The sequence below is a fragment of the Niallia sp. 03133 genome (genome assembly GCF_052663225.1).
On record NZ_JBQTCY010000006.1, the window covers coordinates 25958 to 49076 of the forward strand.

Genomic DNA, 23119 nt, shown 5'->3' on the forward strand with positions numbered 1-23119 from the left:
GAAATAATAAGATGGAAGAAATACATATTGGAATGCTGCTTTTTTTAATTATTGCTGGTTTTACGGCAGCATTCATTGATTCCGTTGTTGGAGGCGGCGGATTGATATCATTGCCAGCACTTTTATTTACTGGATTACCTCCGCAAATTGCGTTAGGAACAAATAAGCTGGCTTCAACTATGGGATCGTTAACAAGTTCTATTTCATTTATTCGACATGGAAAAATTAATAAGTCTCTCATGGTAAAATTATTGCCTTTATCTATTATTGGTTCAGCAATTGGAGTATATGTTGTACAAAAAATTCCTTCTGATAAGCTGAAACCATTAATTTTAGTCATCTTAATTGTTGTAACGATTTATACGTTAACAAAAAAAGAATGGGGATTAACATCCACTTTTAATGGGATGACCATCAAAAAAGCCATATTTGCTGTTGGCATTGTAACATTAATTGGTTTTTATGATGGGTTTTTAGGAGGAGGAACAGGTTCTTTTTTTCTTTTTGCTTTTTTACTGATGGGGTTTGATTTTGTAGAATCTGCAGGAAATGCCAAAATATTAAATTTCGGAAGTAATATTACAGCATTAGTCGTATTTTTTTATTATGATTCGGTATATTACCAGTATGGAATTCCGATGGGAATTGCTATGATTGCAGGAGCTTTAATCGGATCAAAGGTAGCCATTAAAAAAGGTTCATCTTATGTGAAGATATTATTTGTACTTGTATCCGTTGTGCTTATTGGGAAAAATATATATGATCATTTTTTTGCTTAACACAAATGGGAAATAAAATAAGTTAACGAGAGCAGCTGTCACTTTGCTGCTCTCGCCTGTCAACACACGTTCGTATTTTTCTTGGGTTTCTATCTTTCATGCTTTTATCCACTCTTAACGGGCAGTAAAACCCCCACCTCAAGATGCTGAGTGCAGAGAAATCGAGGAAGCTAGGTGTTGAAACTCGCCCGTAAAGTTCCGATAAGTTCAACTAACCATCAGTGGGGGATGAACAAAACCCCCACTGATGGAAGGTTCACTTATAAAAATGATAAGTCTTTTTGCAAAGAATTAGCTAATCTAAACCAAGAGTTTTTATTTAGAGCTGTTAACCTGTTGTTAATGCAAATTTCTTTGTGAAAATACTGGGCTTCTTTGCTGGCTGTAATCTTCCCGCGCAAATTTTCCTTTTAAGCTTTCAATTAAATATAAGCCCATTAAGTCGTTTAATTCTTGTTCGTTTAACTCTTGTATAATATGTAATAAATCCTCTCTTGTCATTTCTTCTAGAAAAGCAAATGCAAGCATATCGATATCTTCTTCATCACCTGTTAGTTTATGTTTATATAAGTTATAAAGTTCATCAACTAATTTCATTTTTTTAACCTCCAGCTGGATTTGTATTCAAAATCAGGAATCAGCTATTTTTGTAATCGTTTCAATTATTGTATCACGCTAGTATTAAATATGACATTGCCGGATGAAATTATTATACCCTTTTTTGTAAGATAAAAATGATAGGAAAAAAATTTAAAACAAATGAATTTCTGGCTTGGCGTACGGGATATAAAAATGCTGATGACAGTCAACGAATGTAAGTCAATCCTCATAGCAGCTAAATATAGTTTCGTTAGTCGAGTTTCCTTTTCTGAGTTATGCAGGCACCCATTGGATATTTTCCTTCGCTCAAATGGATGATTCTGCTTCCTTAATTGTTTACATACCCTTTTGGTCGGAATATATCCCATACTTTTTCTTTTTTAATGAAAGTACGCTATCTTTTTTATCCCACTCTTAACGGGCAGCAAGACCCCACCTCGGGGATGCTGAGGAATCGAGGAAGCTAGGTGGGGGATAACTGCTCGTAAAGGTCCGATAGAGGTACACAAACTAATGTCGCCACTTCCTGTGGAACGCAAGCTTTCCATCAGTGGGGGATGAAGAAAACCCCCACTGATGGAAAGGTTCACTTTATAGATAATCTTTTATAAGCGTGTCAAAATATACAAAAAAAGATACATAAATAATTTTTGAAGCAAACAAAAGGGATGGGAGGAGTTTAATGAAAACATTTTATGATTTTTTTGGTTCAAAGGTGCATTTCTCCTTTCAAAAAGAAGATTTTTTTACCGAAGCGGAACATGTTATTGTCATTTGTTATATGAAAGGAAAATGGCTCTTAACGGAACATAAAAAAAGAGGGTTGGAATTTCCAGGCGGAAAGGTAGAGAGAGGGGAATGCATAGAAGCAGCAGCCAAAAGAGAAGTCTATGAGGAAACAGGGGCATTATGTACAAAATTAAATTGGATTGCACAGTATCAAGTAGATGCAGACAAGCATTTTGTTAAAGCTGTTTATTTTGCAGAAATTGATCAATTGATCAAAAAAGATGAGTATTTAGAAACAAATGGACCAATCTTAATAGAGGATTCTGTTTTGGAACAGCGCTTTAATCATCAATTCAGCTTTATAATGAAGGATAAAGTTATGACGTATTGTCTTACTAGAATAAAGAACGATTTTGATTTATCCCACTCTTAACTAGCAGTAAGACCGCCACCTCGGGAATGCTGAGAAATCGAGCAAGCTAGATGGGGATAACTGCCCGTAAAAGTCCGATAGAGGTACACAAACTAATGTCGCCACTTCCTTATGTCTTCGTTTGTGTGATCTACTCCTGTGGACCGCAAGCTTCCCATCAGTGGAGGATGAAGAAAACCCCCACTGATGGAAAGGTTCACTTTATAAAACGTTTATCACCATAAATAATAAAGGAATGTAAGAATATACTTGCTAAAAAAAACGAAAGGAAGGTATCGTTCTTTATGAAGAATGGGGATATTTTAGAGAAAATAAAGTTTCCTTCGCCAAATCCATCTATTGAGTTGTTTCAAGTTACATATTTTGTAGATGGGCTAAAAATAAAAGGCTTGCTTGCTGAACCAAAAGATGGTGATATATTTGACGGTTTTCTTTATTTAAGAGGTGGAATAAAAAATGTAGGAAAAGTTAGACCAGCTAGAATTGTTCAGTTTGCCTCCGAAGGCTTTATCGTATTTGCTCCGTTTTATCGCGGCAATCAGGGAGGCGATGGAAATGAGGATTTTGCTGGAGAAGATCGTATGGATGCAATTGCAGCTTTTACTTTATTAAATAATTGCAAAAGAGTAAAACGTGTTCATGTATTTGGTTTTTCACGAGGAGGTGTAATGGCGCTTCATGTAGGGTTAAATTGTCCGGCAGCATCTATTGTTACATGGGGAGGTGTTAGTGACATGACACTTACCTATATGGAACGGAAAGATTTACGAAGGATGATGAAAAGAGTAATTGGAGGTACTCCAACGAAATATCCAGAAAGATATTGGGAGCGCACTCCCTTATTTCACGTAGATAAGCTGAATGCTCCAACTTTAATTATTCATGGAATGTTAGATGAAAATGTATCAATTGAACATAGCTATCAATTAGAAAAGAGGTTGGAAAAGGCGGGGAAAGAAGTAGAAACTTGGTATTTCCCTGAATATACCCACTATTTTCCACCAGATATTAACAGAAAAGTTGTCGCAAATTTAGCAGTTTGGATGAAAAGACAAGGATAAAAACTGATAAAATAAAAGAAGCAAGCAATCAGGAGGGAGCTGCCTTATGGGAATGCCTTTAGAATTAAATACAATGATTGTTACAAAGGGAAAAGAACAACGAATAAAAGAAAACTTCTTTTTATTGGAGAAAGAGGAATATCGTCTTTATCCAATGCATATCCCTGTAGAAGTTAGAAAAGTAAAAAACGGTGAGCGGATTGGCACAGCTACAATAGAGAAATTAGAATGGGAAAATGGAAAAACAACCATTTTATATCAACTAATTGCTTTAAATTCAACTAATTAAAATAATCTCGATAAAATCATTGACATTGTCTGAACGAGTACGATATCATTTTAATTTGAACGGATACTCTCTTATCCTGAGCTGGTGGAGGGACTGGCCCTATGAAACCCAGCAACCTACTAGGTGAAGAAAATAGCCTGGAACATCTATTTAGTGGTGTAACAGACATTCTCTTAGGAAAGGTGCTAACCTGAAGCAAGGAGGATATTTCCTTGAACGATAAGAGTGAAAGGTGCGAATCGATTTGCTTTCAACCTTTTCACTATGAAAAGGTTTTTTGTATGCAATCTGATAAACTATCTTTTATAAAATGTATATTTTTAATGTGTGTTCTTAGGACAGAGATAAGCAGGAAAACTTTCTTAATATGATGAATTAGTCCTTGCTATCTCGGATAAAAACAGCATGTTTACTTCATACTATCTAGGGAATGAGTACCGTATCAACCAGAGGTTTGTAGGGAAGGATTCTCCAAACGAAAAGACCTCGCTTTTATTTTTCGATAAATAAGGAGGAAAATCAGAATGGCAACAAAACGTCGCTTGTTCACTTCTGAATCGGTAACTGAAGGTCATCCAGATAAAATTTGTGACCAGATTTCAGATGCTATTTTAGACGCAATTCTGGAAAAAGATGCTAATGCCCGTGTAGCTGCAGAAACTTCTGTTACAACTGGATTAGTACTGGTTGCAGGAGAAATTACAACATCTACATATGTAGATATCCCAAAAATAGTTCGAGAAACAGTAAAAGAAATCGGTTATACTCGTGCAAAATATGGTTTTGATGCAGAAACTAGTGCCGTATTAACATCAATCGATGAACAATCTGCGGATATTGCATTAGGGGTAGATCAGGCTCTAGAGGCACGTGAAGGAAAAATGACAGACGAAGAAATAGAAGCTATTGGTGCTGGTGACCAAGGGTTAATGTTCGGATTTGCATGTAATGAAACAAAAGAGCTAATGCCATTGCCAATTTCATTAGCACATAAACTATCAAGAAGATTAGCAGAAGTTCGCAAAGAAGAAATTCTTCCATATCTTCGTCCAGATGGCAAAACACAAGTAACAGTAGAATACGATGAGAATAACCAGCCAGTTCGCATCGATGCAATTGTTATTAGTACACAGCATCATCCGGAAATTACATTAGAACAAATTCAGCGCAATATAAAAGAATATGTTATTAAACCTGTGGTACCAGCGGAACTAATGGATGAAAATACAAAATATTTTATTAACCCAACTGGCCGTTTTGTTATTGGCGGTCCACAAGGCGATGCTGGTTTAACTGGCCGCAAAATCATTGTTGATACATACGGTGGTTACGCACGCCACGGTGGAGGAGCTTTCTCCGGGAAAGATCCAACAAAGGTTGATCGTTCTGCAGCATATGCAGCCCGTTATGTAGCGAAAAATATTGTTTCCGCAGAGTTGGCGGATAAAGTAGAAGTACAGCTAGCTTATGCTATCGGTGTAGCTCAGCCTGTTTCTATTTCCATTGATACATTCGGAACAGGAACAGTATCAGAAGATATATTGGTAGAAGCAGTTCGTAAACATTTTGATTTGCGCCCAGCTGGAATCATAAAAATGCTAGATTTACGTCGTCCAATTTATAAGCAGACAGCAGCTTATGGTCATTTTGGCCGCAATGATCTTGATTTGCCATGGGAGCGTACAGATAAAGCGGAAATTCTTAAAAAGGCTGTTGCAGCGAATAACTAAAGACACATTCATATAGTGTAGAAAAAGTCGTATTTGCACAAACTTTAGGCTGATTGAGAACGTTTTATTTTGAGGCTTGAAGATTTGGGAGGAGCTGCGGACAAAAGGATGTTGGTCATAACGAGGTTGTCACAGGCTTGCAGGATGCGAGTCAATCGATGTTGCCACAGGACGTGGCAACGTCGATTTCTCTTTCATACGTACTTTGTCGTTCAATCTCTGTTACCCAGTAAGGCGCATCCGAGTAAAGCGAACAACGAAGAAATCGAGCGTTTGGCGACAGCCTGAGAAGATGCACAGAAGTGCATCTTCTTTATGTTCTGTAAAATATTAAGAATTGTGGCGTTTTTTAGGATAATAGAAATCGAGAGGACTCCTATGTTTAATAAGCATCTGAGAAGACGAGCAACAAGGAAAGAAAGCGGTTGCCTATCTCCCTGTAACTAGTATTTTTATTTTACGTCTAATAGGTATACCGATTGATTTATGATACAATAGAAAACTAGATGGTATAATCAAAAGTAAATTATTTACACTATATTTACGATCAAACAAAATAAAAGTAGGAGAAGCATTTGGCTTCTTAAGACTTAAAAAATTACTTTTATTCTGACAACCTTTTAAAACAGGGATATCCTATAAAAACAACAATTACAAATGAATAGGGAAGGTGAGCTGTATGTGTGGTTTTGTAGGCTGCGTACATGAAAAAGCACAAAACTTTCAAGCTGAGCAAAAAGAGAAATTTGCAGAAATGAATCGAATTATTACCCATCGTGGTCCTGATGATGAAGGGTATTATTACGATAATCATATTCAATTTGGCTTTAGAAGATTAAGTATTATAGATATTGAAAGCGGACATCAGCCGTTAACCTATGAGAATGAGAGATATTGGATTATATTCAATGGAGAAGTTTACAATTATTTAGAAATTAGAGAAGAACTGATCAACGCTGGATTGACATTCCAAACGCATTCAGATACAGAAGTTATTATTGCCTTATACAGCCATGAAAAAGAAAAAGCGGTAGAAAAACTACGCGGCATGTTCTCTTTTATTATATGGGATAAACAAGAAGAAACTTTGTTTGGAGCACGTGATCCATTTGGCATTAAACCTTTCTTTTATTTTGATGATGGTGAAAAAACATTTTTTGCATCGGAAAAGAAAAGTATTTTAATGGCCTTAGAAAGCGATGTATTAAACTATGAATCGCTTCAGCATTATTTAACGTATCAATTTGTTCCAGAACCACATACGATGTCTGAAGGCATTAATAAGTTGGAACCTGGTCATTATTTTACGAAAAAAATCGGATCTCCAATGGAAATTAAACGTTATTGGAAAGCTTCCTTTATGCCTGTCAATAAATCAGAAGATGATTTTGTAAAAGAGATAAAAGATGTATTGTTTGATAGTGTAAAAATGCATATGAGAAGTGATGTGCCAGTTGGATCTTTCTTGTCTGGCGGGATTGATTCTTCTATCATTGCTAGCATTGCAAAAGAATTTCATCCGGCTATTAAAACATTCTCTGTTGGCTTTGATCATAATGGATTCAGTGAAATCGATGTGGCCAAAGAAACAGCAGATAAACTAGGAGTAGAGAATATTAATTATGTTATCTCTCCTGAAGAATATATGAACGAAATACCAAAAATCATGTGGCATATGGATGATCCTTTAGCAGATCCTGCATGCGTTCCCTTATATTTTGTTGCACGAGAAGCGCGCAAACATGTGACAGTGGTTCTTTCAGGTGAAGGAGCAGATGAATTATTTGGCGGCTATAATATTTACCGTGAACCTCAATCATTGGAAGTATTTAATAAAATTCCAAGAGCTGGAAAATTATTATTGCGTACCATTGCAACCATGCTGCCTGAAGGTGTTAAAGGGAAAAGCTTTATTGAACGTGGTGTAACCCCGATGGAAGAACGTTATATCGGAAATGCAAAAATGTTTAAAGAAGAAGAAAAACAAAAGTTATTATCGGTTTACAATAACAATTTGCATTATACAAATATTACGAAGTCATTATACAATGAAAGTAAAGGGTATGATCCTGTTGATAGAATGCAATTTATTGATATTCATACATGGATGCGTGGAGATATTCTACTGAAAGCAGATAGAATGACCATGGCACATTCATTAGAATTGCGTGTACCATTTTTAGATAAAGCTGTATTTGAGGTGGCTTCAAAAATTCCAACAAGCCTAAAAACTGCAAATGGAACAACTAAATATATTTTGCGCAAAGCAGCCGAATCTTTTGTACCAGAACATGTGCTGAATCGTAAAAAATTAGGGTTCCCTGTTCCGATTCGCCACTGGTTAAAAGCCGAAATGAACGAATGGGCAAAAAATATTATTAAAGAAAGCGATACAGATCATCTATTAAATAAATCTATTATTTTACAGTTATTAGAAGATCATTGCCAAGGAAAAGCAGATAATAGCCGTAAAATATGGACTGTTTTAATGTTTATGGTTTGGCATAGCATTTATATCGAAAAAAAATATTCCTTCGAAGAGGAATATGCCAAAGAGAAAAAAGTACAAGCTGTTAGGAATTAATATATGTAACAGCTTGACTTCCCATTTGCACCCAGGATTCTTGGAATTCTTTTATGGGTGCTTTTTTATTTTTTTTTCCTGTAAGCGGGTCATTAAAATAAATAAAATCATGATCATACCCTGTGAGTAAAACAGAATGTTCGGATTTAGTTATTTTAATGGTGCCACTTGGGGTTTTCCATATTTGAAACTGATTATTCGGCAGTTTTTTATATTTTGTATTCGTAATAACCCAAACTGGCCGATTTTCTGAGAGTTGAATTTTTAGTTTTTCAAAATCAGAGCCAGTTAAATCAAGAATTTTATTTGGCAAATATTTTTCTGCTAATTCAGCAATTGGCTTGTGATATACACCAAATCCCTGCTCTTGTAACGTATACATATTACCTACAAATCCAATATTTGGATTACCGAAATAGATTTTTCCATTTTGTCGTTTATATGGAGTAGAATCTTTCTTTATTTTTTCTGCAAGGATCATTTTATCCACATCAATGCCAGAGTACTGAAGTAGCATGGCTAAACTTGTTACTTCACAGCCTCTTGGAAGCTCAGGCAATTGCTTTATTGTAGGAGCATTTAATTGCACATTTTTTTTAACAGCAGGTTTTGGTTCTTTTTTTGCTGTCCTGTTTGATGTAAGTTCTATTGTTAATTCTTTAGCAAAGGCTATTTCGCCAACATCTTTAAAATTAAGGACATAGACTCCCGCAGCCGTTACGATAAGAATTAAAGCGAAAATAAAACTTTTTAAATAGATTGTCAGCTTTTTTTGAATGGATAAAAATAGCAGAAACAATAACCCTATCATTGAATATAAAATAATTGCATTTGAGTTCATTATTTTCACCTAATTAACTATTATTAATTTATATCGGTCAAATGATAAAAAAGTTAAGAAAAAGAAATAAATTATTTGTACAAATTGTTCTTTGAAAAATAAATAATGTAGCTATTACTAATAAAGCATATCATTATCATTCGTACAATTAAGTGATATTATTTTCAAGCAGCTTATATTCAAGTGGAATCCTGCTATAATTTATTTAATATTAGGGAATGATAGGAATTAGTGAAAAGTGTAAATTAAGGTCTAACCAGACAAGACACTTTTAAAATTTGTCAAAGTACGGGACCTGCTACATAATAAAATAAAGAAGGATGAAGGAAGATTGGAATGGGGGAGCAGTTATTATGTGGAAATGGGAAGCAGAAGGTGAAGCAAAAGCAGTCATAGTAATTGTTCATGGTGCAATGGAGCATCATCGAAGATATGGCTGGCTTATTGAAATGTTTCGATTATCTGGTTTTCATGTTGTGATGGGAGATCTCCCTGGGCAAGGAATGACAACAAGATCCAGCAGAGGACATATTGATTCTTTTGATGATTATACCATAGAAATAAAGGACTGGATTCAAGCAGCCTATCAATTTCAATTGCCAGTTTTTTTAATGGGCCATAGTTTAGGTGGCTTAGCTTCTATTCGATTGCTGCAGCAAGAAAAATTAAAGCTGGCGGGGTTAATCTTATCATCTCCTTGTTTTGGATTAATTAATAATCCAAATAGGATGTTAAATTTGCTATCGGTATTGTTAAATAAATTGATTCCGACATTCCGAATGAAGACAGGCTTAACAATCGAATTAGCTACAAGGAATGAATCCGTTCGCGAAATTGATTGCAATGATACATTATATATAACAAAGGTATCGGTTAGATGGTACCGAGAGTTGGTTGGTGCAATTAAGCTTGCATTTACCGAAGTGAATAAAACACAAGACCTCCCTCTATTGTTAATGCAAGGAGGAGGGGACTTAGTAGTAGATAAAAAAATGGTGAAAAACTGGTTTAATATGGTACCATTATCTGAAAAGAGATATAAAGAATGGCCGAAATGCTATCATGAAATATTTAATGAACCAGAAAGAGAAGAAGTTTATGAATATGCAAAGGATTTTATCATCAGTCAGTTAAAATCTGTTGGGTATATTGTATAAGAGGGTGTTCAAAATGGAACCAAAAGTTAAGCAGCAAATTATCTGTTGGCTTCCTCTCCAAATCCGCTTTTTTTGAACACACACTATAAGTGAGGTTTTTAACATGTCAGTACCAATTATGCCGCTTTCTTTAATGTCGAAAGTCTATTTGAAAGTGTTTCCTGTTGTTCATAAAGAATTAAAATACTGGACAGATAGAGCAAATGCCATACCAAATCAAGAGCTTCGAAAACAAGCTTTAGCAAGTATTGAGCAAAAGACCTTTCATTGCGAAGGCGGATCAATAATGGCTCTTATTGCAAAGGAGAACTATAAAGATGCAATAAAATTCATTGTTGCCTATCAGACAATCAGTGATTATTTGGATAATTTATGTGACCGCAGTACTTCACTTGATCCAGAAGATTTTTCTGCATTGCATGAATCCATGATGCATGCACTAACATTGGATGCAAAGCCAAATAATTATTATCGTCTTCGAGGAGATCAAGATGATGGGGGATACTTGCATGATTTAGCAAAAACTTGTCGTGAAGCCCTTTCTAAGCTGGATAATTATATACATATTAAAGAGTATTTAATGGAGCTCTGCGGCTATTATTGTGACCTGCAAATTCATAAGCATGTAATCGTAGAAGAACGAATTCCTCGATTAAGATCTTGGTTTGATGGCAATAAGCATCTTATCCCTGAGATGGAATGGTATGAATTTTCTGCATGTTCCGGTTCTACTTTGGGAATATTTTGTTTAGTTTCCTATGCATTCCGTAAGGATTTTAAACCAAATCATGCTTTAAATATCCGAGATGGATATTTTCCATATATACAAGGATTGCATATTTTATTAGATTATTTTATTGATCAAGAAGAGGATCGAGCTGGTGGTGATTTAAACTTCTGTTTTTATTATAAAGATGAAAAAGAGCTTTTTAATCGTTTGAAATATTTTGTAGTAGAAGCTGATAAGCATACGAAAGCACTTCCACATCAACAGTTTCATAAATTAATCAACAGAGGGTTATTGGGTGTTTATTTATCTGACGAAAAAGTAAATAGGCAGCAGAATATTAGGAAACTAGCAAGAGAAATGATTAAAACATCTGGTCCGATCGGCTACTTTTTTTATTTAAATGGAAGAGCCTACCGTAAATTTCAAAAAATAGTGCCTACTAGTATAATGAAAACCCTTTTAAAATAAGGCTCTTCTCGTTAATCCGTGCTGAGAGTCTACTTGTATTCAGGTAGAAGATTTTTACATGAACGTAGTTTTAAAGAAATGTAGGATAGATGAATGAAAAGACGATTTGTCAACGTAAAGGGAGCATCAAAATTGTATGCTCCCTTTGCTAACATATACCTATCTAAAAGGATAATTATTATTATCTTTTTTCAATCGCAACAATGAATGGAGGATTGTTCGCCTGGTTCATAAAGCGGTATTGCAGTACGTGAGCATCTTTTTGATTAATGGACTCTACATATGATAAAAGCTCATCCTTCTCCAGCATTCCTTCTGGATGTCCATGATAAATTACCATAACAATGATGCCTTCAGGTGCCATTATGTCCAGCAGCTGTTCAATGGCAGAAATGGTAGTGGTTGCTGTTGTTACAATAGATTTATCCCCACCAGGTAAATAGCCAAGGTTAAAAACGGCTGCTGTTAATTTTCCATAATACGATTCCGGAATAATGTCCTTAATGTGTTCATGCCCACGTAAAGAAAGAGTTGCACGATCATTTAATGTATGTTCTGTTAATTTTTTTTCTGTTTCAATTAGTGCAGCTTGCTGAATATCAAAACTGAACACTTTTCCTGAATCGCCTACAAGTTCTGCTAGAAATAAGGTGTCATGTCCATTTCCCATGGTAGCATCCACGGCTATATCTCCAGCAGCTACACTTTTTTCCAATAAGCGGCGGGCAAAAGGGAGAATTCGGTCTAATTTCATACTGTTGCCTTCTTGTTTGTTTTATAGTATTTCCCTTGCCAGCTATTTCTTTTCTTTAATTCTGCGTCAATGCTATTCAACACTTCCCATTTATTTACACTCCACATTGGGCCTACCATTAATTCAATCGGTCCATCTCCAGTTATTCGATGAATAATCATTTCTGGTGGTAAAATCTCCAGCTGATCACATACTAAAGATACATAATCGTCGAATGTAAGAAATTCAAGTATACCTTTTTCGTATTGTTTCACCATAGGTGTTCCTTTTAATAAATGAAGCAAATGGATTTTTATTCCTTGTACATCCAAGCTGCTGACCGCCTCAGCAGTCTGCATCATCATGTCGTTTGTTTCTAATGGAAGCCCATTGATGATATGAGAGCATACTCGAATGTTATGCTTTCTTAACTTTTTAACGCCTTCTTCGTAACAGGAAAAGTCGTGGGCACGGTTAATCAAGTCGCCTGTTTTATCATGCACTGTCTGCAATCCTAATTCGACCCATAAATAGGTTCGTTCATTTAATTCTGCCAAATATTCAACAACATCATCTGGAAGACAGTCTGGTCGAGTGGCAATAGAGAGGCCAACCACATTTTCTTGGTTAAGCACCGTTTCATATTTTTCGCGTAATTCTTCAACAGGTGCATGTGTATTGGTATAAGCCTGGAAATAAGCCATGTATTTGCCATCTTTCCATTTTGCATGCATTTTGTTTTTTATATCATGAAACTGTTTTTCTAAGCTGTCGACGCGATTCCCGGCGAAATCACCGGAACCTGCGGCACTGCAGAATGTACAGCCACCGTAAGCTGCAGTGCCATCTCTATTGGGACAATCAAAGCCGCCGTCCAAGGCGATTTTAAACACTTTATGCCCAAATTCATTTCGCAAATGATAATTCCATGTGTGATATCTTTTATTATCGGAAGCATATGGAAAAGGGTTGTGATTCATATCAACAACCTCCTAACATGAAGTTTAATTTATTTTTTTATCGCAACTTCCATGGAGACTCGTACTTCTTCTCCACGATCTAACAAGGAAAGGAGGAGCGTCAAATCTAATAAAGGCTCTGTACACTATTCCATACAAAATTTTAACATGAGTTTACGGCTTCTCCAAATAGATTTTTTCAGAGTAAAGCTATTGCTTAATGGAGTTATACAGTAAAGAAAAGGAAGTTATAAGACGTACAGTATTAACCAATAATAAGCGAGAAGCACTTTGCTTCTAAAGGTAATGGGGAGGTCTAATAAATGGCGACTCGACAATCAGTGGATGAACTTTTGCAAAGATGCAATGAGGTCATAGATTATGCACAAGAACAAAATAAAATTGGAAGCATGCAAGAGCACTATAATACGGATGAATTCAGTGAAGCCCAATTAAAGCTAGAAGGAGTAACAAATGATTTGATTGTAATGGCACATAGTGCAAATCCACAGCAGCGTGAGCAGTTAAATAGAATGAAAATAAGACTTGACCAATTGCAAGCAGAAATGACTATTCAAATGCATTAAGGGGGAAAAGAATGAAAAAACGTTCAAAGCTAAATAATCCAGAACAAAAAACACGAAATGGAATAAATAGTCAAGATATAGAACTTGGTTCAGCGTTTGAGCCAGTTAAGTTATCTAAAAAGAAATATGAAAAAACGGGTGGACAACCTGTTAAATCCAAATTTAGACCGGAGCCAGAGCAATCAAAATAGGCCGTTTCCAGTCGTGGTAAGCCTTCCTCATCAAAAAAGGAAGATGGGGAAGGCGCTATTAATAATTTTTACGAGGTGTTACGCTGACTGCTAATGACTGTTACCTATAGGAGAAAATTGGAGGTAATTCCTCTCGACCTAGTTTGATTGTGAATTGGCTTCTTTTTCGTTTGACTGATTAATGGTGCCGTGATTGCTGGATAAATTCAGCAAAATAACTCCCGCAATAATGAGTACAAGAGAAAAAATTTTTAACGGATTTAAACTTTCCTGAAAAAAATAAAATCCAATGATAGTAGTTAGTACAATTCCCAGTCCTGACCAAATAGCATAAGTAATGGAAACCTCCATATCCTTTAATGTTAAAGTAAGAAATCCGAAAGCAGCAATATAAAAAATAACAAGCAAAATGCTTGGGATAATTTTTGTAAACCCATAGGAAAACTTCATGCTTACAGTTCCAGCAACTTCAAAAAGAATCGCTAAACTAAGGAATATCCATTGCATCCTACTTCCCTTCTTTCTTTATCATTCTTTGTATTCATTTAACGATTTGATATACCATGCAAAAGAATTTCCATAGTAGAAGTTAAAATATGTTTCATAGAATAATCATGTTTTAATGGGAAATTCACATCATAAATTTGACTGATGCTCCCTAAATAAAGTTGAATAAAAAGATCAATATTTATATGGCGTATTTCTTTATCGTCCATTCCCTGCTGAAGCAGCTTTCTAATCGTAGACCAATCCTGTTGGATATATGCATCTAATGTTTTCCATTGTTCATAATAATATTTTTTCAATTCTGTTAATAAACGTATATTTATCAAATCAAAATCATTCGGCAAGCTAATTAATATCCTGTTTATTTTTTCTAGTGCAGTTAATTCATTATTTTCCGCTATTTCAGCTTCCCTTTGTTTCATCTCCTTTATGATATTTGTGATTAACATTTCAATAATTTCTTCTTTTGATGAAAATAAAGCATAGATTGTTCGTTTGCTTTTTCCAATTTTTGCAGCAATATCACTAACCGTAAAAGTAAATCCTTTTTCTTTTATTAAAAAAAGTGTTTCTTTCAAGATGAACTCCTTATCCAAGCAGACACCTCCTCGTTGGTACTGAAAAAACTATATTGGTACCATTGTATCATATAATGATTAAGTCTTTAGAAGAAAAGCATTACAGTGCGGATTTGACTAAATGCCTCCTAAGTAACAGCAAGGGAAAATGTTAATTCGTTCTATATTTTCCTTATGATTTAATTGAAAAATAAGATTTTTTCGACTACATTAATAGATAGGATATTATGTTTTTAGGAAGGAAACGAGTTCATGACCAATATTTGTTTAATACGACATGGAGAAACGGATTGGAATGCGTTAGGGAAAATACAAGGGAAAACAGATATTCCACTAAATGAAAAAGGCATAAAACAAGCAGAGAATTGCCGGGATCATTTAAAAGGCTCTAATTGGGACATTATCGTAACAAGCCCGTTAAAAAGAGCCAAAGAAACAGCAATGATTATTAACGGAGCATTAAATTTGCCTCTTGTCGAAATGGAAGAGTTTATGGAAAGAAGCTTTGGAGACGCTGAAGGTAAAACAAGAGAAGAAAGAGAAATTTTATATCCTGATTTAGAATATCCTAATCAGGAATCTCGGGAAGAATTAATGAATCGAATCAGCAGGGGTCTCGAGAAAGTGGTTTTATCCTATCCAGAAAAAAATGTATTATTAGTAGCGCATGGTGCAGTAATCCATACCCTTCTAAGTACTTTATCAGAAAATCAGATTACCTTAGAGAATACATATTTGATGAATGCATGTATCAGCAATATTCATTATAAAGAGAAGAAATGGACCATTAAAGACTATAATTTAGTGGATCATTTGTTGTAGAAATATAATAAAATAATTGGAATAATGGGAGATGTTAAAATGACAAACAATTATGGGGCATATATGGACAAAGACTTAAAGATAGAAGCGACAGGAGACGGGGAATTAGCGAATATGCGTTTTGCCGTGAAAGATGTTTTTCAAATAAAAGGGCATATTGCTTCTGCTGGCAATCCAGATTGGCTTAGAACACATGAAGCAGCTGATAATACTGCACCGGCACTTACTCGACTTCTGCAAAGTGGAGCGACCTTGGAAGGAACCACTGTTACAGATGAAATAATGTACAGTCTTAATGGAGAAAATTATCATTATGGGACACCTGTAAATCCAAAGGATCCTCGAAGAATTCCAGGTGGATCCTCATGTGGTTCAGCAGTAACAGCTGCAGGAGGGCTGACAGATTTTTCAATAGGAACAGATACAGGCGGTTCGGTTCGAATTCCATCTTCTTATTGTGGATTATTTGGCATTCGTCCAACACACGGCCTGGTTCCAATTGAAGGAGTTATTCCTTTAGCAAAAAGCTTTGATACGGTTGGATGGATGGCAAAAGAAGCAGAAGTTCTACTAAAAGTAGGGAAAACCTTAATCGATTCAAAAGAAGAGGAGCAAAAGCCTTTTACTCGTTTTTTAATAGCAGATGACGCATGGGAATTAACAGATGAAAAAGTAAAAGAGCTGCTTCAATCCAAATTACCGAGCATAGTGGAAAATCCTGAATCTGTAATAGTCGCTGAAGAAGGACTTCAAGAATGGAAGGAAGTTTTCCGTATTCTTCAAGCAAATGAAATTTGGGCAGAGCATGGTGAATGGATTAAAAAGGAAAATCCAACATTCGGTCCTGGAATTAGAGAGAGATTTGAAATGGCAAGCAAAGTAACAGCTGATGAAGTGGAAACAGCACTTGAAAAAAGAATAAACATCCGTCATAAAATGGAACAGCTTTTACAAGATGATGCAATCCTTGTTATTCCAACGGCACCAGATGTAGCACCATTATTAAACTTGCCGACAGAAGATCTTGAGGTTCGCAGAAGCCAAACATTGCAATTATGCTGTATTGCAGGCTTATCAGGATTGCCGCAAGTGAATGTTCCAATTGCTGAAATAGAAGAAGCACCAATCGGATTATCTTTTATCGCAGGAAAAAATCAAGATTTAAAATTATTGCAATGGATAGCAGACCGTTTTGACAAATAAGAAGATCAGGAACGAAAAAAAAGCGCAAATCATATAATAATATTGTATATTCAGTGGCGATATGGTTTATACAGGTGAAAAAGCATCCGTTTTTTTTTCGAAGTATAGCCTTCAACTATTGATAATTATAAATGGCTTTTCATCCTAGAGCCCATATTTGCTGTCAGGCTACTTGCATCCTTACAAGAAATACAATACAATAGGTAAAAGATATAGGGAAAAAACATGGATAAGGAATAGTAAAGATGATTTTTTGCATTAGAGAGCTGACGGTTGGTGAAAGTCGAGCCAAAAAACATCTTGAACTCACCTTTGAGTTGCAAGTGTGAACTAACAGTAATGCTTGCCGTCCACCGCGTTAAGGTTTAACGAAGTGAGTGAGTTTTTCACTAATGTGGGTGGTACCGCGGGAGATCATACATAATACCTCTCGTCCCTATTTGGGATGAGAGGTTTTTTATTTTGAATAAATGAAGATATCATAGGATATTTTTCACTATAGGAGGAAAAAAGATGAGTTTTAATCATCGTGAGATAGAGAAAAAATGGCAAAACCATTGGGAAGAAAATAAAACCTATAAAACAAGTGAAGAAATGGGCAAAAAGAAATTTTATGCACTTGATATGTTTCCATATCCTTCAGGAGCTGGGTTGCATGTTGGACATCCAGAGGGATATACAGCAACTGATATTCTTTCCCGTATGAAAAGAATGCAGGACTTTAATGTTTTGCATCCAATGGGCTGGGATGCATTTGGTTTGCCAGCAGAACAATATGCATTAGATACTGGGAATGATCCAGCGATTTTTACTAAAAAAAATATAGACACATTTAGACGTCAAATAAAGTCACTAGGATTCTCTTATGATTGGGACCGTGAAATTAATACAACAGATCCAGAATATTATAAATGGACACAATGGATCTTTTTGCAATTATTTGAAAAAGGGCTTGCTTATGTAGACGAAGTAGCTGTTAATTGGTGTCCTGCACTTGGAACGGTGTTAGCCAATGAAGAGATTATTGATGGAAAAAGCGAGCGCGGCGGACATCCTGTGGAAAGACGTCCGATGAAGCAATGGATGCTAAAAATAACAGCATACGCAGATCGCCTAATTGATGACTTAAAAGAAGTGGATTGGCCTGAAAGCATTAAAGAAATGCAGCGAAATTGGATTGGCCGCTCAGAAGGTGCTGAAGTTGCATTCCAAATCGACAATTATGATGAAACTTTTACAGTTTTCACGACAAGACCAGATACATTATTTGGTGCAACATATGCTGTTTTAGCTCCAGAACATGCACTTGTTGAAAAAATTACAACTGCTGAACAAAAAACTGCTGTAGAAGCTTATTTAGAAAAAATAAAAAGCAAAAGTGATTTAGAAAGAACGGATCTTGCAAAAGAAAAAACAGGCGTTTTCACAGGTGCTTATGCAATTAATCCAGTAAACGGAGAAAAATTGCCGATTTGGATTGCAGACTATGTTCTGGTCAGCTACGGAACTGGCAGCATTATGGCAGTTCCTGGACATGACGAAAGAGATTATGAATTTGCCAAAACATTTAACCTTCCGATTAAAGAGGTTGTTGCTGGCGGAGATTTAGAAAAAGAAGTTTATACAGGGGATGGCAAGCACGTAAATTCTGACTTCCTGAACGGATTGTATAAAGAAGAAGCAATTGCAAAAATGATTCCTTGGCTGGAAGAAAAAGGGATCGGGAAGAAGAAAATTACGTACAGACTGCGCGACTGGCTATTTAGCCGCCAGCGTTACTGGGGAGAGCCGATTCCGATTATTCATTGGGAAGATGGAACAATGACAGGAGTTCCGATTGAACAATTGCCATTAACCCTTCCGAAAACAACGGAAATTAAACCATCTGGTACAGGAGAATCACCACTTGCGAATATTGCGGAATGGGTGAATGTTGTAGACCCTGAAACAGGCAAAAAAGGTCGTCGTGAAACTAATACTATGCCGCAATGGGCAGGCAGCTGCTGGTATTATCTTCGTTATATTGATCCAAAAAATAGTGAAAAATTAGCAGACCCGGAAAAAATTAAAGAATGGCTGCCTGTGGATATCTATATTGGTGGAGCTGAGCATGCAGTATTGCATTTGCTTTATGCTCGATTCTGGCATAAGTTCCTTTATGATTTAGGAATCGTTCCAACGAAAGAACCATTCCAAAAATTATTTAACCAAGGAATGATTTTGGGAGAAAATAATGAAAAGATGAGTAAATCAAAAGGAAATGTCGTTAATCCAGATGAAATAGTGGAGACACATGGCGCTGATACACTACGCCTTTATGAAATGTTTATGGGGCCGCTCGACGCATCTATTGCATGGTCTACAAAAGGACTTGATGGTGCAAGACGATTCCTTGACCGCATTTGGCGATTGATTATGAATGATGATGGTACTCTATCAGCTAAAATTACTGATATAGATGAAGAAAAATCTTTAGACAAAATCTACCATCAAACAGTAAAAAAAGTGACAGATGATATAGAAGGCCTTCGATTTAATACGGCTATTTCTCAATTAATGGTATTTATAAATGAATGTTATAAAGCCAATACATTGCCGAAATCGTATGTAGAAGGATTTGTGAAATTACTTTCACCTATTTGTCCGCATATTGCTGAAGAACTTTGGGAAATGGTGACTGGACAGTCTTCTACTATTGCCTATGAAGCTTGGCCAGCATATGATGAAGCAAAATTAGTAGATGATGAAGTAGAAATTGTTGTGCAAATTAATGGAAAAGTAAAGACAAAACTTATGGTTCCAGCAGATGCAAATAAAGAAGCTTTAGAGCAAATTGCAATGGATGATGTTCAAGTGAAGGAACAAATTGATGGAAAAACAGTTCGAAAAGTAATTGCGGTACCAGGAAAATTAGTAAATATTGTAGCTAACTAAATAGTTATAAAAAAAAGGTTCAACGTGGAAAGCAATCCACTGTTGAACCTTTTTTTTTGCTGTCTAGGAAATTATAAACGAAATAGAGTTGTGGATAACTTAGCAGTTTGGTCCACGTCCAGCTCCGACGTACAGGATGTACTAGTGCCGATGTTGCAACAGGCTCGCAGGATGCGGGTCAATCGACGTTGCAACAGGACGTTGCGTATTTAGTCGATTTTCCTCTTTTGCGGAGTTAATCGGCCAGCGCCTATCGCCTATCAAGCTTCAGGTCATCTCCCTACGATAAGTCAACATCGATTTGCTAGCGCTCATCGTGTTTCCTTTATCCACCGTTAACGGACAGTAATTCCTTTATTTTAGATAGGTTAGCTCTAAATTGAGAAGCCTAGTCTTAATTTAGACATACTGTCCGTATACGGCCGATCGACTCATCTAACCATCAGGAAGAAAACATTTTCTGATGGAAGGTTCGCCTTATCTCAGTCGAAGCCCTTCCGAAGTACAGGATGTACAAGTGCCGATGAAGACATAAGGCCGTGGCGTAGTTAATCGGCCAGTTTGTACAGTGATGATCAAGGCGCTTGCGCTTTTGTTCCTACAATCCTCTTATTTGCATCTTCGGATGGTTTGTTCTATATTACAATAAGATATAAATATTTACATAGTGATAATACGGTGAATCTTTCTATCAGTGGCGGGTTCTTCATCCCCCACCTAGCTTCCTCGTTTTCAGCATCTTGAGGTTAGGGGGCTTACTGCCCGTTAAGAGTGGGATAAACTTATTTATAAAAAAATAGATGGAGGAAAAGAAGAGTGGAAATAAAAGAGATCACAACGGAGCAGTTAGAACTAAAATTAAAAAATGGAGAAAAAATAGAGCTGGTTGACGTACGGGAAGACGAAGAAGTGGCTCAGGGCATGATTCCTGGAGCAAAACATATTAAAATGAATGATATCCCTGCACACTTAGACTATTTTTCAAAAGAAAAAGAGTATGTTTTTATTTGTCGATCTGGCGTTAGAAGCGAAAATGTATGTTATTATCTTCAAGACCAAGGCTTTCAAGTAATAAATATGCTTGGTGGCATGCTTGATTGGAGAGGCGAAACTGAATAAATAAAAAAAGCTTTTCCACGTTGTGCGATAATATTGCGTCGGGAGAGCTTTTTGTTTATTACCTTAAAAGAGCAGATAATGAAAAGCATCTCCTCATAAATAAATAGGATAGATTAGGAAATAATAACACTAATAATTCGATTAGTGAGGATTCGATATGATTCTATTTTAGTCTTTTTTATTCATCTTTTGTTATGGAATAGAATCAATTTTTCAATGTAGTTGTGTTTTGCAGCTGAAAAAAACGGTATGGAATATTCCATTTTTATTGGATTGTTCTACTCCTTGTTTTTAAAGAATGGACGAAGAAATGATTGAATAATATAAATTTTGTCTAAACTGATAATAGAAATATTATGTCTTTTAAGGAGAGGGGCAGCCCATGATAAAAGTTAAATTATTCGATCAAGAGCATGAAAAAGACTTAGAGCTGGAGATGAATAAGTTTTTAGAAAAAATAGACGAACAAAAACTTATTGATATTAAATATAATGTTGCGGCAATCCAGGAAGAAGAGGATGAACAGATTTACTGTTTTTCGTCGATGGTTATTTATAGAAAATAGAAACTGAGCGCATATTTGCACTCAGCTTTTTTTATCCCACTCTTAACGGGCAGTAAGACCCCCACTGATGGAAAGGTTCACTTTTATTCTTTGATAGATGCAGAATGCTGCAGGGCGTATGCAGCAGCATTCACTCCAGCTAATCTTCCTGTTACAAATGCAGAAGTTATATTGTATCCACCTGTATATCCATGAATATCCAATATTTCTCCACAAAAATAAAGACCCTCCATTAACTTGGATCCCATCGTTTTTGGATGTATTTCTTTTATGGAAACTCCTCCTCCAGTTACAAATGCTTTTTCTAATGCTAGTGTTCCATTTACTTTGAAGGAAAAAGCTTTGCAATAAGAGGCAAATAGTTTTAACTTGTCTAAAGCAATAGTAGCTCCTTGGGCAGCTGGATCAATTTTTGCAAGCTCGAGCAAAAAGAGCAGATAGCGTTCAGTCAAAAAACCTTTTAATGTATTTTTAATTGCTTTTTTTGAATCTGTTTTGATCATATGCTTTATATCCTCGAGCAGCTTATCTTCCTTAATAGACGGAAAGGAATCAATCGAAACTGCAACTTCTGATAAATTCCATTTTTTTAAAGCTTTTACGACAAATTGACTGCATCGGAGAACAGCTGGACCACTTATGCCAAAATGAGTAAAAATCATATCCATTTGATGGGTAATCAGTGCTTTTCCCTTTGGATTTAAAACACTTAGTGCGACATTTCTTAAGGATAAACCTTGGAGAACCTTTTCTTTGATAAAAGGTTCGCTAGAAGTGACCGGAACTTCTGTTGGGAATAATTCAGTAATCGTATGTCCTGCTTTTTTTGCCCAAGGATATCCATCACCTGTTGAACCGGTATGAGGAACAGATTTTCCGCCAACTGCAATAATTAATGAAGTGCAGGATTCTGTTCTTCCATTTTCTAAAATTATCTTTTTAGAAGAATTTTCTGGATATTGTATCTTCTTTACAGATGTATTCGTTTTTACCTTAACCCCTAGTCTACTTAATTCGTTTAATAAAGCATCAACGACCGATTGTGCTTTGTTGGATACAGGGAACATTCTTCCGTGATCTTCTTCTTTTAGAGCAATGCCAAGCTTTTCAAAAAAAGCAATAATATCTTCATTATTAAAAATAGAGAATCCGCTGTATAGAAATCGGCCATTCCCAGGAATATGTTTAATGATTTCTTCCACTGGAAGGCGGTTGGTAACATTACATCTCCCGCCTCCTGAAATAGCAAGCTTTCTGCCAAGCTTGTCTCCTTTATCAATTAATAATACTTTCGCTTTATTTTCAGCTGCCCCTATTGCTGCCATTAATCCAGAGGGACCGCCTCCGATTACAATTACATCATAATGCATCGATAATCAACTCTCTTTTTTATGATTTTCTAATATACAAAGTAGCGTTTCTTGGGAAGAAAGAGTAAACTACTAATAGTGTGTCTAAAAATGTTCATGAAATCTTCTATATATCATGTTTGTAGAAGTGTCTTTTCATGTTAAAATACT

Annotated in this window: 22 protein-coding genes, 1 riboswitch and 1 other annotated feature; of the genes, 15 read left to right on the forward strand and 7 right to left on the reverse strand. The window is 35.8% G+C overall.

The genetic code is table 11. From position 1 onward, the window contains the following. Nucleotides 1–11: 11 nt before the first annotated feature. Entirely contained in the window at nt 12–779 is a 768-nt protein-coding gene (locus ACTYBU_RS09995) for a sulfite exporter TauE/SafE family protein (RefSeq protein WP_445489332.1), read from the forward strand. A 339-nt stretch (nt 780–1118) separates the two neighbouring features. On the opposite strand, the gene ACTYBU_RS10000 is transcribed toward ACTYBU_RS09995, so the two are convergent. Continuing rightward, nucleotides 1119–1376 carry a DUF6154 family protein gene (locus tag ACTYBU_RS10000; protein ID WP_445489334.1) on the reverse strand — a complete coding sequence of 86 codons (258 nt, stop codon included), beginning with the start codon at nt 1374–1376 and terminating at the stop codon, nt 1119–1121. A 685-nt stretch (nt 1377–2061) separates the two neighbouring features. Between ACTYBU_RS10000 and ytkD the strand changes: the two genes are divergently transcribed. The 5 genes from ytkD (at nt 2062) to asnB (ending at nt 8205) form a co-directional block, all read left to right on the forward strand. Next, nucleotides 2062–2541, forward strand: coding sequence for an RNA deprotection pyrophosphohydrolase (ytkD, locus tag ACTYBU_RS10005; protein ID WP_445489335.1), 480 nt, complete (start codon nt 2062–2064; stop codon nt 2539–2541). Between the two features lie 284 nt (nt 2542–2825). Continuing rightward, complete coding sequence (locus ACTYBU_RS10010) at nt 2826–3602, forward strand: alpha/beta hydrolase family protein (RefSeq protein WP_445489336.1); 777 nt, start codon at nt 2826–2828, stop codon at nt 3600–3602. Nucleotides 3603–3648: 46 nt separating this feature from the next. Further along, the gene (locus ACTYBU_RS10015; protein ID WP_445489338.1) at nt 3649–3891 is read left to right on the forward strand and encodes a DUF2584 domain-containing protein; all 243 of its coding nucleotides are present in this window, start codon (nt 3649–3651) and stop codon (nt 3889–3891) included. Between the two features lie 68 nt (nt 3892–3959). Next, nucleotides 3960–4117: riboswitch (SAM riboswitch) on the forward strand. A 298-nt stretch (nt 4118–4415) separates the two neighbouring features. Beyond that, nucleotides 4416–5621 (forward strand): methionine adenosyltransferase, encoded by a 1206-nt coding sequence (gene metK, locus ACTYBU_RS10020; RefSeq protein WP_445489340.1) that lies wholly within the window; start codon nt 4416–4418, stop codon nt 5619–5621. A 679-nt stretch (nt 5622–6300) separates the two neighbouring features. Then, nucleotides 6301–8205 (forward strand): asparagine synthase (glutamine-hydrolyzing), encoded by a 1905-nt coding sequence (asnB, locus tag ACTYBU_RS10025; protein WP_445489342.1) that lies wholly within the window; start codon nt 6301–6303, stop codon nt 8203–8205. On the opposite strand, the gene ACTYBU_RS10030 is transcribed toward asnB, so the two are convergent. After that, entirely contained in the window at nt 8195–9046 is an 852-nt protein-coding gene (locus ACTYBU_RS10030; protein ID WP_445489344.1) for a C39 family peptidase, read from the reverse strand. The genes asnB and ACTYBU_RS10030 overlap by 11 nt on opposite strands. A 353-nt stretch (nt 9047–9399) precedes the next feature. Between ACTYBU_RS10030 and ACTYBU_RS10035 the strand changes: the two genes are divergently transcribed. Both ACTYBU_RS10035 and ACTYBU_RS10040 read left to right on the forward strand, forming a co-directional pair. Continuing rightward, nucleotides 9400–10203 (forward strand): alpha/beta fold hydrolase, encoded by an 804-nt coding sequence (locus ACTYBU_RS10035; RefSeq protein WP_445489679.1) that lies wholly within the window; start codon nt 9400–9402, stop codon nt 10201–10203. 103 nt (nt 10204–10306) lie between these two features. After that, nucleotides 10307–11401, forward strand: coding sequence for a tetraprenyl-beta-curcumene synthase family protein (locus ACTYBU_RS10040; protein WP_445489346.1), 1095 nt, complete (start codon nt 10307–10309; stop codon nt 11399–11401). 181 nt (nt 11402–11582) lie between these two features. Here ACTYBU_RS10040 and ACTYBU_RS10045 read toward each other — a convergent pair whose 3' ends face one another. Both ACTYBU_RS10045 and ACTYBU_RS10050 read right to left on the reverse strand, forming a co-directional pair. After that, nucleotides 11583–12155 carry a class I SAM-dependent methyltransferase gene (locus ACTYBU_RS10045; protein ID WP_445489347.1) on the reverse strand — a complete coding sequence of 191 codons (573 nt, stop codon included), beginning with the start codon at nt 12153–12155 and terminating at the stop codon, nt 11583–11585. Then, nucleotides 12152–13114 (reverse strand): TIGR01212 family radical SAM protein, encoded by a 963-nt coding sequence (locus tag ACTYBU_RS10050; protein WP_445489349.1) that lies wholly within the window; start codon nt 13112–13114, stop codon nt 12152–12154. The genes ACTYBU_RS10045 and ACTYBU_RS10050 overlap by 4 nt, the downstream gene beginning before the upstream one ends. Before the next feature lie 302 nt (nt 13115–13416). On the opposite strand from ACTYBU_RS10050, the gene ACTYBU_RS10055 reads away from it, so the two are divergent. Further along, nucleotides 13417–13680 carry a YtzC family protein gene (locus ACTYBU_RS10055; protein ID WP_445489351.1) on the forward strand — a complete coding sequence of 88 codons (264 nt, stop codon included), beginning with the start codon at nt 13417–13419 and terminating at the stop codon, nt 13678–13680. Nucleotides 13681–13691: 11 nt separating this feature from the next. Continuing rightward, nucleotides 13692–13871, forward strand: coding sequence for a glycogen biosynthesis protein GlgD (locus ACTYBU_RS10060; RefSeq protein WP_445489353.1), 180 nt, complete (start codon nt 13692–13694; stop codon nt 13869–13871). A gap of 138 nt (nt 13872–14009) precedes the next feature. Here ACTYBU_RS10060 and ACTYBU_RS10065 read toward each other — a convergent pair whose 3' ends face one another. Further along, complete coding sequence (locus tag ACTYBU_RS10065; RefSeq protein WP_445489355.1) at nt 14010–14378, reverse strand: DMT family transporter; 369 nt, start codon at nt 14376–14378, stop codon at nt 14010–14012. A 38-nt stretch (nt 14379–14416) separates the two neighbouring features. Next, on the reverse strand, nt 14417–14974 hold the full coding sequence (locus ACTYBU_RS10070) for a TetR/AcrR family transcriptional regulator (RefSeq protein WP_445489357.1): 558 nt from the start codon (nt 14972–14974) through the stop codon (nt 14417–14419). 234 nt (nt 14975–15208) lie between these two features. Between ACTYBU_RS10070 and ACTYBU_RS10075 the strand changes: the two genes are divergently transcribed. The 5 genes from ACTYBU_RS10075 (at nt 15209) to ACTYBU_RS10095 (ending at nt 21599) form a co-directional block, all read left to right on the forward strand. Further along, the gene (locus tag ACTYBU_RS10075) at nt 15209–15778 is read left to right on the forward strand and encodes a histidine phosphatase family protein (RefSeq protein ID WP_445489359.1); all 570 of its coding nucleotides are present in this window, start codon (nt 15209–15211) and stop codon (nt 15776–15778) included. A gap of 39 nt (nt 15779–15817) precedes the next feature. Beyond that, nucleotides 15818–16981 carry an amidase gene (locus ACTYBU_RS10080; protein WP_445489360.1) on the forward strand — a complete coding sequence of 388 codons (1164 nt, stop codon included), beginning with the start codon at nt 15818–15820 and terminating at the stop codon, nt 16979–16981. Between the two features lie 217 nt (nt 16982–17198). Further along, nucleotides 17199–17422 (forward strand) — a binding site (T-box leader). Nucleotides 17423–17494: 72 nt separating this feature from the next. After that, entirely contained in the window at nt 17495–19915 is a 2421-nt protein-coding gene (leuS, locus tag ACTYBU_RS10085) for a leucine--tRNA ligase (protein WP_445489362.1), read from the forward strand. A gap of 816 nt (nt 19916–20731) precedes the next feature. Further along, nucleotides 20732–21034 (forward strand): rhodanese-like domain-containing protein, encoded by a 303-nt coding sequence (locus ACTYBU_RS10090; RefSeq protein WP_445489363.1) that lies wholly within the window; start codon nt 20732–20734, stop codon nt 21032–21034. A gap of 382 nt (nt 21035–21416) precedes the next feature. Then, on the forward strand, nt 21417–21599 hold the full coding sequence (locus ACTYBU_RS10095) for a sporulation protein Cse60 (protein WP_445489365.1): 183 nt from the start codon (nt 21417–21419) through the stop codon (nt 21597–21599). 83 nt (nt 21600–21682) lie between these two features. Here ACTYBU_RS10095 and ACTYBU_RS10100 read toward each other — a convergent pair whose 3' ends face one another. Then, complete coding sequence (locus ACTYBU_RS10100; protein WP_445489367.1) at nt 21683–22969, reverse strand: NAD(P)/FAD-dependent oxidoreductase; 1287 nt, start codon at nt 22967–22969, stop codon at nt 21683–21685. Between the last annotated feature and the right edge of the window lie 150 nt (nt 22970–23119).